The 12,213-nt window shown below is 68.4% G+C and carries 9 protein-coding genes; all 9 read right to left on the bottom strand.

The window, feature by feature from the left end; genetic code table 11:
- Positions 1-67 precede the first annotated feature (67 nt).
- Complete coding sequence (locus AAG688_RS04240) at positions 68-1,096, bottom strand: dehydrogenase (RefSeq protein WP_411834111.1); 1,029 nt, start codon at positions 1,094-1,096, stop codon at positions 68-70.
- A 10-nt stretch (positions 1,097-1,106) separates the two neighbouring features.
- Positions 1,107-5,393 (bottom strand): glycosyltransferase, encoded by a 4,287-nt coding sequence (locus AAG688_RS04235; protein WP_411834110.1) that lies wholly within the window; start codon positions 5,391-5,393, stop codon positions 1,107-1,109.
- The gene (locus AAG688_RS04230) at positions 5,393-6,745 is read right to left on the bottom strand and encodes an ABC transporter ATP-binding protein (protein WP_411834109.1); all 1,353 of its coding nucleotides are present in this window, start codon (positions 6,743-6,745) and stop codon (positions 5,393-5,395) included. Before AAG688_RS04230 ends, AAG688_RS04235 begins: the two co-directional genes overlap by 1 nt.
- Positions 6,735-7,583 (bottom strand): ABC transporter permease, encoded by an 849-nt coding sequence (locus AAG688_RS04225; protein WP_411834108.1) that lies wholly within the window; start codon positions 7,581-7,583, stop codon positions 6,735-6,737. The genes AAG688_RS04230 and AAG688_RS04225 overlap by 11 nt, the downstream gene beginning before the upstream one ends.
- On the bottom strand, positions 7,580-8,752 hold the full coding sequence (locus tag AAG688_RS04220) for a cystathionine gamma-synthase (protein ID WP_411834107.1): 1,173 nt from the start codon (positions 8,750-8,752) through the stop codon (positions 7,580-7,582). Before AAG688_RS04220 ends, AAG688_RS04225 begins: the two co-directional genes overlap by 4 nt.
- A 97-nt stretch (positions 8,753-8,849) precedes the next feature.
- Entirely contained in the window at positions 8,850-10,220 is a 1,371-nt protein-coding gene (locus AAG688_RS04215) for a pyridoxal-phosphate dependent enzyme (RefSeq protein ID WP_411834106.1), read from the bottom strand.
- Between the two features lie 121 nt (positions 10,221-10,341).
- On the bottom strand, positions 10,342-10,560 hold the full coding sequence (locus AAG688_RS04210; protein WP_411834105.1) for a YdcH family protein: 219 nt from the start codon (positions 10,558-10,560) through the stop codon (positions 10,342-10,344).
- A gap of 358 nt (positions 10,561-10,918) precedes the next feature.
- A complete protein-coding gene (locus tag AAG688_RS04205) occupies positions 10,919-11,809 on the bottom strand; it encodes an OmpA family protein (protein ID WP_411834104.1) in 891 nt (296 codons plus the stop codon).
- On the bottom strand, positions 11,806-12,195 hold the full coding sequence (locus tag AAG688_RS04200; RefSeq protein ID WP_411834102.1) for a DUF4398 domain-containing protein: 390 nt from the start codon (positions 12,193-12,195) through the stop codon (positions 11,806-11,808). The genes AAG688_RS04205 and AAG688_RS04200 overlap by 4 nt, the downstream gene beginning before the upstream one ends.
- Positions 12,196-12,213: the final 18 nt, after the last annotated feature.

Below are 12,213 nucleotides of genomic sequence, written 5' to 3'. Positions count from 1 at the left end.
TCGCCGGCCCTTGTTTTCCGGCATCCGCGCGGCCTGGCCATGAACTCCCGCCCGCACGGCCTGCGTTTCAGCCAAGCCGCCAGGCGGAAGCGCCATGTGGCGTGAAGTGGGCGTCGTAGACGCTGCCCTGGGAACGGCTGAGCGCACGCACCAACCGAACCCGGTCGCCCGGGTCGCAGATGAACATCATGAAGCCGCCGCCGCCGGCGCCGGAGACCTTGGCCGCGTGGGCGCCGTTGGCGAAGGCCAGCGCCTCGATCTCGTCGATCATCGGGTTGCTGATGCTCGACGCGCTCTGCTTCTTGGCCTCCCAGCCGGATCGCATGACGTCCGCCAGCCGCGCCAGGTCGCCTCGCAGCAGGGCCTCCTTCATCTGCACCGCCTCTTGCTTGAGCCTGTGCATGGCCTCGATGGACTGCGTCTTGCCCTCGCGCACGTTGCGCGCCTGCTCGTCGATGATCATCGCCGAGGAGCGCGACACGCCGGTGAAATAGAGCACCAGGCCGGCTTCGAGTTCGTTCCAGATCCAGTCCTTGATGCGGAGCGGGTTCACGATGACGCGATCGTTGGCGTAGAACTCCATGAAGTTGAAGCCGCCGAAGGCCGCGGCGTACTGGTCCTGCTTGCCCCCGGACAATCCCAGGTCCTTGCGCTCGATGTCGAACGCCAGCTGCGCGATCTCGTATTCGCCCAGCGCCAGGCTGAAGTACTCGGCGAAGGCGGCCACCAGCGTCACCACCATCGTCGAGGAGGAGCCGAGTCCCGAGCCGGGCGGCGCATCCGAATGCGCGCGTATCCGCACCGGCGGGCGGCGCCCTCCGAGCAGGCGGTCGGCCACGCGCAGGTACACGCCGCGGATCAGCTGCGTCGGTCCCGGCGCCAGGGTCACTTCGGCCGGCGCCATCGTTTCGTGGCACTGGGAATCGAGCGACTCGAACTCCACCAATCCCGAATCGGACGCGGCGATGGTGGCGTACGCGTACTTGTCGATGGTGACGTTCATGACGAAGCCGCCGTGCTCGTCGCTGAACGGCGACACGTCGGTGCCGCCCCCGGCCAGTCCCAACCTCAACGGCGCCCTGGATCTGACGATCATCCTGCCTCCTTCACCGGTTGCCCGACAGTGACTGCACCAACTGGCTCGACAACGCCTCGCGCGAGAACAGCGATCGCGCCAGCGCAGCGCCGCCGCGCGAGCATTGCAGCCATGCGGCGTCCTCGGTCAACAACGATCCGATGTCCGCCGCCAGGCTTTCGGCCATCGCGGAAATGCGGGCGACGCGCTCCAGTCCCGGCAGCCCCTGCGCACCGACGGGCGTGGTCACCAGCGGCAGGCCCGCCTGCAGCGCTTCCACCACCTTGCTCTTCACGCCGGCCCCGTAGCGCAGCGGCACCACGGCCACGCGCGCGCGGCCATAGCGGCGCGCCAGCTCGGCATCGCTCACGTAGCCGGTCACCTCGACGCGCTCGCCCGCCAGTTGCCTGACCTGGCGGCATGGGTTGGCGCCGACCAGGGCGACGCGCACCTCGGGCAGGCGCTTCCATACTTCCGGCATGATCTCCTCCACCAGCCAGGTCGCCGCATCGGCGTTCGGCGGATGGGCGAAGCCGGCGACGAACAACAGGTCGGCGCGGCCCTGCGGTTCGGCCTCCTCGTTGAACCGGTCGAAGGCATACGGGGATATCGCGCGCACGTTCGCTTCCGGCACCAGCGCGGCGACATCGTCCGCTTCCTCCTGCGAGGGATACAGCACGACGTCCGCCTGCCGCCAGATCTGGCGTTCGAGGCCTTCCAGGCGGCGCGCCTCTTCCCGCAGGTCGCCGCGGCCGGTCACTTCCGCCTCGCGGTCGAGGCGGCGGAAATGCAGGTCATGGCCGTAGTAGGCCACGCGCACCTCCGGCGCGAGGGAGCGCAGCGACTGCAGGTACGGCAAGGACACATGCGGGCGGGACAGGAGCACCGCGTCCAGCTCGGCTCCGCATTCGCGCAGGTAATCGGCGAAGCCCCCAAGGCGCTTTTCGCCGTGGATGATCTCCACGCCGCGCTTCTGCAGCGGCGGCCCGTAGTCCGGATCGAACCAGAGGTTGTCGGGCCAGAACTTGACCAGCCAGCCGGCCGCCAGCAGCGCATCGATGAAAGCCACCATCGTGCGCGAACCCGCGTCGCGATCCGGCTGCGGAATGTAGTGGTCGACGATGAGCGCAATCTTCCGGTCCCACGCGCGGTCGCGGGCGCGGAACACGTTCTGCCCATTCGGGTAGTGCAGGGCGAGCGTATCGGACCAGCGCTCCAGGAACTTCCGCTGGTTGGCCACTTGGTAGGCCTTCACGCCGCTGCCGGTATCGGTCCCGTGCGAAATGCCCTCGAAATGGATGACCGTCGAGAAGGGCGTGTAATAGACCTGCCGGCCGGCCTCGCGGATCCGGAAGGCGAGATCCGAATCCTCGTTGTAGGCGGGACAGTAGCGCTCGTCGAAGCCGCCGAGAGAACGGAACAGCGCCGTCGGCAGCAGGATGCTCGCGCCGGAGCAGTAATCCACGCGGCGGACGTAGTTGAACTCGTGGTCGCGCGGATCCTGCAGCCGCCCGTAGTTCCAGGCGGACGCGTCGCGCCAGACGATGCCGCCGGCCTCCTGCAGGCGCCCGTCGGGATATATCAGGCGCGAACCGGCCATGCCCGCATCGGCATGCAGCGAGAACACCTCGAGCAGGCCCTCCAGCCAGCCGGGCGCCACCTGGGTGTCGTTGTTGAGGAAGCAGACGTACTCGCCCCTGGCCAGTTCCGCCGCCACGTTGCACGATCGCAGGAACCCCAGGTTCTGCGGGTGCTCGTGGTAGCGCAGTCCGGGCACCCCGGCCAGCCGTCCGATCTCGGCATCCCCCGAGGCGTCCTCGGCGACGATGACCTCGTAGGGCACGGACGGCGCCGACTCCACGATGGAGCGCACCGACGCGGCGGTGTAGCGCAGGTTGCCGTAGGCCGGGATGACGATGGACACGCGCGGCGCCTCGCACGCGGGCACGCGAAGTCCGTCCAGCGTCACCGCCGGATCGTCCCCGGACAACGGCACCGGCAACGGCGCCTGCGATTGCTCGCGCCTGAGCAGCCAGGCTTTCACCGGCCGGGCGAAAGGCGCCAGCCACGGCCGGGAAGCCAGCCCGGTCCCGCGCAGCGATTGCGCGGCCGTCTCCCAGTCGCCGCGAACGATGCGGCCCATGAAACGCAACGGCTTGGTAAGTCGCCAGGAAAGCGATCGCTGGATGATCGACAGCTGTCCGTCCAGTTCCCGTATCTGGCTGCGGTAGGCATCGCCGCGCACGACGACTTCCACTCGCAAGGTTTCCAGTTCCTCGCGCTGGATCCGATGGCCTTCCTTAATTTCCAGCAATATGCTCCTCAGCTCATCAGCGCGCTCGCGTACTTCTGCCGCTTGCTGCTCCTGGTGCAGGCGGAGTTCTTCCACGCTCCGGCCGAATTCATCGATGCGCCGCCCCAGGTCCGCGCCCCGCCTCAGCTCAACCACCTCGGCATCCAGCGAATGCGCCCAAGCGGCCACGCGCGAATGCTCGGTCTCCAGGCGCGCGTACACCTCGCGCAGCCGGTCGAGATCGCGCTGCCGCGCCCATGCATCGCCCACCGCCTGCCCCGCGCTGCCCTCGACCCTGGCGAAGGGCGCGATCCGCAGGCTGGCCGCGGCGATTTCGGCCATGTCCGATTGCCTGGAGGACACGGAAACCGCGTGCTGGAACGCCTGTTCGTACTGGAGATACGCGGACAGCCGCGGCTCATCGAGGATCAGGCCAGGACCCAGCGCGCCGGCCAGCCGGTCCATGAAGGTCATGAACGACAGTTCGGCTTCATCGTAGGGGCGTGCGACCGGAGGACAGGACGCCAGCGTCTCGAACAGGCCGCGGAACACCAGGTAACCCAGCGGCAGGTCGCCATTCCGATTCCATTCGTGATCGAAGAAGTGCAGCTTCCCCTGCGGATCACGCATCAGGTTCTGCGGAAGCATGTCCAGGCACTCGCCGGGCAACGGCCTGTCCGCCGCATACCCGCTTTCGTGCAGTTCACGCCAGGGCAGGCCGACCTGCGCACAGACCGCCTCCAGCCAGCCGCGCAGCCAGTCGGCGAACTCCTCCGCCCGCCAGCCATCGCGGCGCAGGCCGCGATAGAGCAGCCGGCTCCAGCTTTCGCCCGCCACGTAATCCTCGTCCGCAGGCGTGCAGGCGTACTCGCCCGCGCCCGCGCCCGTGCCGGCCGGCGTGGCGGCCAGCATCCTGCGGATCACCTTCCCGCCGCCGTCCCGCCCGCGCACGAAGGCCGCCTGCTTGCAGAACTGCGGCAATCGCTCGACCGAATAGTGGTAACCGGAGCAATCCGCGTTCTGCTCGCCGTAGGCATGCCCGGACTCGCCGGCATGGGCCACGACCAGGAAGGAGTTGGCCATGTCGACGAGCAGGCCGTTGTCCGCCAGCGCCGACCAGCTGCGATCGATCGGGAACAGCGGCAATCCGCCGAGACTCGCGTCCCGCATCGTCGCCGCCTCGACCAGCGCGGCGCCTCCGTCGAACCCCGGCATGGCGTCCGCTGCCGCGCTCAGCAATACCGAAGTCGGCAGTTTGTAGTCGGGGAAGGGCAGCGCGAAGCCGGTCGTGCCGTAGCCCGCCGCGCGCAGCATGGCTTCCAGCTCGGCACGCCCGTAGGTGCGGGGGCCGCATGGCTCGTACAGATCACCGATGCCCAGCATGGGGCGCCCGAGGTGATCCTCCGGCGCGCCGGCGAAATACTTCAGGCCGAGCTTGTTCTCGATGGCGAGCAGCAGCACGCCACCCGGATTGAGCATCTCGTGCGCCAAGCGCAGCCAGTGGATCGGCGCGTCTTCGCGGTCGCAGAACCGGTACGCATACTCGAGCACGCCGATCAGGGTGATTGCGTCGAACTTCCCGCCGGTTCGCCGGAACGACTCCAGCTCGTCCACGACCACCTTGACGTTGCGCAGGTCCTGGCAGCGCGTGGCGGCCACGCGCGCGCGCCGCGCCGAGGGCTCGAGCGCCACCAGTTCGGCCGCAGTCTCGCCCAGGTAGCGGCTCAACGCGCCGCAGCCCGCCCCGACTTCCAGCACGCGCCCTGCCAGCAGTGAAGCGAAGGGCCGCAGCAGGTTGGCGCGGCGCGCGCTGAAGTAGTAGCGGGTCGGCCAGTCGCTGATCTTGCCGGCCAGTTCGGCGGACAGGGTCGAGCGATCGGCGCATCCCTGCAGGATCTCGAGCAGGCCGCGCTCGACCTGCTCGCCATCGCTGTAGCCCCAGTCCACGGGCGCGCCCATCTTCAGCCACAGCCCCGTCTCGGGACTGCGCGCATACATCCTGGAAAAAGCGGCACTGTCTTCCATTACACGACTCTTATTTCTGCACGCAGATCGGTGATGCCGAGGAACTCGTCGCCGGGATCGACGCGGATGTGCACCGAATCGTAGCGCCGGTCATGCGGAACGACCTCGCCACGGATGTCGCGGCTGGCGATGCCCAGGGAGATGAAGTAATCCCCCGGCGCGCAGTTCACCTCGAACGTGCAGCAGATCACCCCGCCCCCCGCCTCGGTCGAGAAGGATCGTTCCAGGCGCGACATCTCGGTGTTGGTACCGTAGACGGTCAACCCTTCCTTGGTCTTCAGGCTGATTCCGAAGATCGGCCGGATGATGCCGGTGACGAAGCGGTAGCGCACGTAGAGGGTCAGGATGCTCCGGACGCGCACGCTCTGGGGATAGGCATCCGCACCCGCGAACACGGCGAAATCCATGATCTCGGCGCTGCGGTCGCCCCAGCGGTGCTCGTACGGGTTGTACAGCGGCCGCGATTCGAACGCCGGATCCGGCCTGGACGAGAACCCGGGGTCGGCATCGTGCAGTTGCGATGGCAAGGCCACCGCATGTCCGCCCGCGCCGCCGGCGGCGGCGGGCATTGCATCGATCGGCTCGCGCCCATACAGCAGATCGAGGTACTGGTTGACGATCTGCCGGGGCACGCCATCGGCGAGCTTGTTCCCGTGGTCGAGCAGGATCGCGCGATCGCAATGGGTGACGACCTGTTCGGTCGAGTGGGTCACCAGAAGGATGGAGGTGCCCCGCTCGCGCAAGGCCTTGAGCCGGGCGAAGCACTTGGCCTGGAAACGGGCATCGCCCACCGCCAGCGCCTCGTCGACGATCAGGACGTCCGGATCGATCTGCGCCTGCACCGCGAACGCCAGCCGCACGACCATGCCGCTCGAATAGGTCTTGACCGGCTGGCCGATGAAGTCGCCGATGTCGGCGAACGAGAGGATGTCGTCCAGCCGCGCCTCGACCTCGCTGCGCTGCATGCCCAGCAGCGAGGCGTTGAGGTAGACGTTCTCAAGGCCGGTGAATTCCGGGTTGAAGCCCGAACCCAGTTCCAGCAGCGCCGCGACCCGCCCGCTCACTTCGACCTCGCCCGCGGTCGGCGACACGGTGCCGGTGATGATCTGGAGCAGGGTGGACTTTCCCGAGCCGTTGCGGCCAATCAGGGCCACGCATTCCCCGCGCCCCACTTCCAGCGACACGCCGCGCAAGGCCCAGAACTGCGAGTGGTAGCGCTTCAGCGGAACGCCGGCGAGGCGATGCAGCGCCGAGGCCGCCATCTGCTTCAGCCGATCGGACGGGCGATCGAAGATCGCATAGCATTTCGAAACATCGCGCGCGCGGATGGCCACTGCGGAATCAGAGGACATCGGCGAAGCCTCTCCTGGTCAGCTGGAACGTCACCCATCCCAGCCAGGCGACGACGAGCGCGGCCAGGGCATAGCCCAAGGTCGCCTGCCAGTCCGGCAGCCGGTTCCAGAGCACCAGGTCGCGTCCCGCCTCGACCACGAAGGTCAGCGGATTGATCGACAGCAGCCAGCGGTACTGCTCGGGCAGCATCGTCCGCGGATAGAAGATGGGCGCCAGGAACACCAGCGCGGTGGCGAACACGGTGACGAACTGCTGCAGGTCGCGGAAGAAAACTCCCATCGCCGCCAGGAACCACATGAAGCCGGCGGCCATCGGCACGAACAGGACGAACAGCAGCGGAAGCAGGAACGCCGTCGCCGCGATCGGCGTGCCCGTCACGATCATCGCGAGCAGCAGCACGACGATGCTGATCGCGGCATGGAACAGCGCGCCGCCGGCGGCGACCCAGGGCAGTATCTCCAGCGGGAAGACCACCTTCTTGACGTAGTTCGGGTTGGAGACCACCAGGGTGGGCCCCCGATTGAGGCACTCGGACAGGAAGTTGGCGAAGATGAGCCCGACGAACAGGACGATGGAGAAGTTTATGTCGCCGGTTTCGGCGGACGTCCAGCGGGACTGGAAGATGTAGCCGAAGACGAACGAATAGATCGCCAGCATCAGCAGCGGCGTCAGGAACGCCCACAGTTGCCCGCCGACGGCGCCGCGATAGCGGCCGGAAACGTCGCGGCGCGCCAGATCGAAGGCGAGCCGGCCATGCATGACGAGCGACGCGTACGGCAGCAGCGGATTCAGCAACCGGCGCGCGGATACCTGCCGCGCCGTGTGAAGGGGGTTCATGCCAATGCGCCTTCCAGGTCGCGGCGCAGATCCTCCCATGCCTCGATGCCCACGCTCAGGCGCACCAGACTCTCACTGATGCCCAGTTGCCCCCGCCGCTCCACCGGCACCGACGCATGCGTCATCACCGCCGGATGGTTGACCAGGCTTTCCACGCCGCCGAGCGACTCGGCCAGGGTGAACAGCTCGGTGCGCTCGCAGAAGCGCCGGGCCGCCTCGAAGCCGCCCTTGAGCACGATCGAGACGATGCCGCCGAAGCCGTGCATCTGCCGCGCCGCCAGCGCGTGCTGGGGATGCGATTCCAGGCCGGGATAGAGCACCTTCTCGATGGCCGGATGGCCCTGCAGCCACTGCGCCAGCGCCATCGCGTTCTCGCAGTGGGCTTTCATGCGCAGGTGCAGGGTCTTCAGGCCGCGCAGGGCGAGGAAGCTGTCGAACGGCCCCTGCACCGCGCCGATGGAGTTCTGCAGGAACGCCATCTGCTCGGCCAGTCCGGCGTCGTCGCCGACCACGGCCATGCCGCCGACCATGTCGGAATGGCCGTTGAGGTACTTGGTGGCCGAGTGCATGACGATGTCGGCACCCAGTTGCAGCGGGCGCTGCAGGATCGGCGAGGCGAAGGTGTTGTCGACGACGACGAGAAGGCCTTGCCGGTGCGCGATTTCGCCGACCGCGGCGATGTCGACGATCTTCAGCATCGGGTTGGTCGGGGTTTCCACCCACACCATCCGGGTCTCGGAACGGATCGCCGCCTCGAAGGCTCCCAGGTCGGTCAGGTCGACGAAGCTGAAGTCCAGCCCGGCGCTGCGCCGGCGCACCCGCTCGAACAGGCGGTAGCTGCCGCCGTAGAGGTCGTCCATCGCCACGACGTGGCTGCCGCTGTCCAGCAGCTCCAGCACGGTCGAGGTCGCCGCCATGCCCGAGGCGAAGGCGAAGCCGCGGCTGCCGCCTTCCAGCGCGGCCACGCAGCGCTCGTAGGCGAAGCGGGTCGGGTTGTGGGTGCGCGAGTATTCAAACCCCTGGTGCACGCCCGGGCTGCTCTGGGCATAGGTCGAGGTGGCGTAGATCGGCGGCATCACCGCGCCGGTGCTCGGGTCCACCGACTGGCCGCCGTGGATCGCCACGGTGCCCATGCCCCGCTCTGGACCGTCGTTATTGTTGATTGACATGCGCTCTCCGGATGCAAGCCGCCTATCGTACCCGCTGGGTCTTGGCCGGCTCTTCAATTTCACGTGATGCAACTGAACGGAACGGTGACGGCGCGGCCTACTGTGCCCGCCGTCGCAGATAGTTCAGCAGGTCGATGCGGGTGATGAGGCCGAGGAAGGCATCGCCATCGGTGACGATGGCGACCTGGCCGCGGTCGAACACCGGCAGCAGCGCCTCGATCGGCGACTTCACGTCCAGCTTTTCCAGCTTGCTGACCATCGCCACCGAGACCGGGTCGCGGAAGCGCGCCTCGTCGCCGTAGACGTGCAGCAGCACGTCGCTCTCGTCGACGATGCCGACCAGCCGGTCGCCTTCCATCACCGGCAGCTGCGAGACGTCGTACAGCTTCATCCGCTGGTAGGCGGTAGTCAGCAGGTCGCGCGGGCCGACCACCACGGTGTCGCGCTGGCTGTACGGGCGCAGGATCAGATCGCGCAGGTCGCCGTGTTGCGGGCGCTCGACGAAGCCGTTGTCCAGCATCCAGTAGTCGTTGTACATCTTCGACAGGTACTTGTTGCCGGTGTCGGGCACCAGCACCACCACCCGCCTGGGCGCGGTCTGCTCGCGGCAGTACTTCAGCGCGGCCGCCAGCAGCGTGCCGGTGGAGGAGCCGCCGAGGATGCCCTCTTTCGCCAGTAGTTCGCGCGCGGTGTGGAAACTCTCGCCGTCGCTGATGGCATAGGCCTTCTTCACCCGCGAGAAGTCGGCGATCTGCGGCAGGAAATCCTCGCCGATGCCTTCCACCAGCCAGCTGCCGGACTTCTCGCTCAGCGTGCCCTCGTTGATGTACTCGGTGAGGATGGAGCCGACCGGGTCGGCGAGGATCAGTTCGGTGCCCGGCGAGCGCTCGGCAAAGCAGCGCGACAGGCCGGTCATGGTGCCGGAACTGCCGCAGCCGAACACGATCGCGTCCAGCCTGCCGTCCATCTGCTCGAGGATCTCCGGGCCGGTGCCGAACTCGTGCGCGGCCGGGTTGTCCGGGTTGCCGAACTGGTTGACGAAGTACGCGCCGGGGGTGTCGGCGGCGATTTTCGCGGCCAGGTCCTGGTAGTACTCCGGGTGGCCCTTGGCCACGTCCGAGCGGGTCAGCACGACCTCGGCGCCCATCGCCTTGAGGTTGAAGATCTTCTCCCGGCTCATCTTGTCCGGCACCACCAGGATCAGCTTGTAGCCCTTCTGCTGGGCGACCAGCGCCAGGCCGATGCCGGTGTTGCCGGCGGTGCCCTCGACCAGGTTCGCGCCGGGCTTGAGCTCGCCGCGCTTCTCGGCGGCCTCGATCATCGACAGGCCGATGCGGTCCTTGATGGAGCCGCCCGGGTTGGCGCTTTCGAGCTTGAGGAACAGTTCGCAGACCCCGGTGTCCAGGCGCCGGGCTTTGACGATCGGCGTGCGGCCGATCAGTTCGAGGACGGAATTGTGGATCGCCATGCTGGCTGTGCGCTCACCGGCAGCTGAAGTGGCCGGGATTATCGCACCGGGTGGCGCGGGCGGCGATGGCCGACGAGGAGACCATCGCCGCCCGCGACGGGAAAATGGCGGGCGGGGGATGCTAGTGCGGCTTGGAATCGTAGATGCGCAGCAGCCGCTGCTTGGCGACGAGCTTCTCGCGCTTCATCTGGCCCAGCAGGTTGCCATCGATGGGCAGCACGCCCAGTTCGGCGTCGGTGACCTTCTTGTCCAGTTCGCGGTGGCGCTGGTAGAGCTGCTTGAACTCGGGGTCGGCCTTGATCAGTGCCTCGATTTCGGCCTGCGGCTGGTTTTCGAACATGGTGTTTCCTCCTGCAGCAGATACACGAACGCCCCGGCCTTTCGGCACGGGGCGTTGCTTGGGAGCGGGTACTCGAAACGGATGTCGCCGGGGTCTTTCTTCCGATAAGCCCCCGCCCTGGCTTTGCTGCCGGCGGGGTTCTCCACGGGAGGGATCAACGGCGTCATCGGACTCGGGTCTCCGGTGATCCAGGCAGCGAAGGCCGCCTGGGTATATGACCCTACTCCTGCCGGACGGACCCGGCAAGCCTGCCGGTCGAGGAAATGGCCGATTCGCGCGGACCGGTGCCCGATGCGACGGCCGCGGTTAAGCGCGGTGAACCCGCATAACGCCCAACAAACTGATTTCAAACGAAATTCTAGTGAGTGAGCAGCAGTTCGACCGCGCGCGCGCGGGTGCCGGCTTCCTTGGCGGCGACCGTCTGCAGGCGCGATTTCGGGACGCCGGCGGCGACCAGCGCATCGCGCACGGCCTCGGCGCGCCGCTGGCCGCCGGTCTGCGCATCGCCATGCCCCTGGATGCGCGCCCTGGCCCTGGGCATGGCCTGCAGATAGGCCGCCAGCGCGCTGATGCGCTGGTTGCCGGCGGCCGACAAGCGCGCGCTGCCGGCCTCGAAGCTGTCGGCGGCCAGCGCCATCACCTCGCCGCGGTTGTCGAACTTCGAGGCCGGCAGCTTGTGGCCGGACATCAGCTCGGCCTCCTGCCGCGCCAGTTGCGCCTCCTTCTGGCGCGCGGCGCTGAGCCGGGCGGTCTGCTGGCCGGCGACGCTGGTCAGCGCGGTCTCGGCCTCCTGGCGGGCCAGCGCCTCGGCCTCGGCCGCCTGGCGCAGGCGCTCGGCCTCCTCGCTCTGGATCTGGGCCTGGATGCGCAGGCGCTCGGCCTCCCGGCGCGCGCGCTCGGCCTCGCGGCGGCTGGCCTCGACCAGCAACTGGCTGCGGGTCCGATCCAGGCGATCGGCCTCGCGGCGCGCGAGCTGGGTGCGCGCGGCGATCTCGGCGATGCGCACGCGCCGCTCGGCGAGGTACAGCACGCGCTCGCGATCCCGGCTGCGCGCCTTGGCCAGCGCCTCGACGGCCTGCTGGGCCTGCAGCTTCTCGAAGGGCGCGGCCTCGGACAGCTCGGCGTCGGCGCCCAGCGCCTGCAGGCGCTGGTTCAACGCGGCGACCTCGGGACGCTCGGCGGCGAAGGCGGCCGGAGCGGCCAGCATCAGGCCGGCCAGCAGCCAGCCGCGGCCCGGGCGAAGGCTCATCGCGTTTCCTCCTGCCCCAGCCGGCGCTGCAGATCCTCGACCTGCGCGCGCTGGTGCTGCAATTCGGCGTTGGCCACCGCCTCCAGGCTCAGCGCGCGGGCCAGGTCGGCCTCCACCGCCGCCCGCAGCGCCAGGTCCAGCGCCAGCCTGCGATCACGCTGGCTGTGCGCGGCCTGCGCCTGGGCCAGGGACTGCCGCGCCAGCGCGATCGCCTCCGGCGCGTACTGGTCGGCGTCGGCCTGGTCGGCGCGCTGGACCGCGACCCGCGCCGCATCGAGTTCCGGCGTCGTGGCCGTCTGCGCCTGCACGCCGAAGGCCAGCATCAGCGCGAATGCGGCCGCCATCACATGCAGGGGCCTGCGGATTTGTGCGAAGCTAGAAAACATTGGGGTGCCGTGTTGGAC

The sequence above is a fragment of the Pseudoxanthomonas mexicana genome (assembly GCF_046736355.1).
GTDB classification, from domain to species: Bacteria; Pseudomonadota; Gammaproteobacteria; order Xanthomonadales; family Xanthomonadaceae; genus Pseudoxanthomonas_A; species Pseudoxanthomonas_A mexicana_B.
Note: the sequence above shows the minus strand (reverse complement) of the source record. Positions and strands in the feature narration are given on the sequence as shown.

What these genes read in the sequence shown, in the direction of transcription:
- AAG688_RS04240 (WP_411834111.1), bottom strand. Translation starts at nt 1,096, where the DNA reads ATGATCGTCAGATCCAGGGCGCCGTTGAGGTTGGGACTGGCCGGGGGC.
- AAG688_RS04235 (WP_411834110.1), bottom strand. Translation starts at nt 5,393, where the DNA reads ATGGAAGACAGTGCCGCTTTTTCCAGGATGTATGCGCGCAGTCCCGAG.
- AAG688_RS04230 (WP_411834109.1), bottom strand. Translation starts at nt 6,745, where the DNA reads ATGTCCTCTGATTCCGCAGTGGCCATCCGCGCGCGCGATGTTTCGAAA.
- AAG688_RS04225 (WP_411834108.1), bottom strand. Translation starts at nt 7,583, where the DNA reads ATGAACCCCCTTCACACGGCGCGGCAGGTATCCGCGCGCCGGTTGCTG.
- AAG688_RS04220 (WP_411834107.1), bottom strand. Translation starts at nt 8,752, where the DNA reads ATGTCAATCAACAATAACGACGGTCCAGAGCGGGGCATGGGCACCGTG.
- AAG688_RS04215 (WP_411834106.1), bottom strand. Translation starts at nt 10,220, where the DNA reads ATGGCGATCCACAATTCCGTCCTCGAACTGATCGGCCGCACGCCGATC.
- AAG688_RS04210 (WP_411834105.1), bottom strand. Translation starts at nt 10,560, where the DNA reads ATGTTCGAAAACCAGCCGCAGGCCGAAATCGAGGCACTGATCAAGGCC.
- AAG688_RS04205 (WP_411834104.1), bottom strand. Translation starts at nt 11,809, where the DNA reads ATGAGCCTTCGCCCGGGCCGCGGCTGGCTGCTGGCCGGCCTGATGCTG.
- AAG688_RS04200 (WP_411834102.1), bottom strand. Translation starts at nt 12,195, where the DNA reads ATGTTTTCTAGCTTCGCACAAATCCGCAGGCCCCTGCATGTGATGGCG.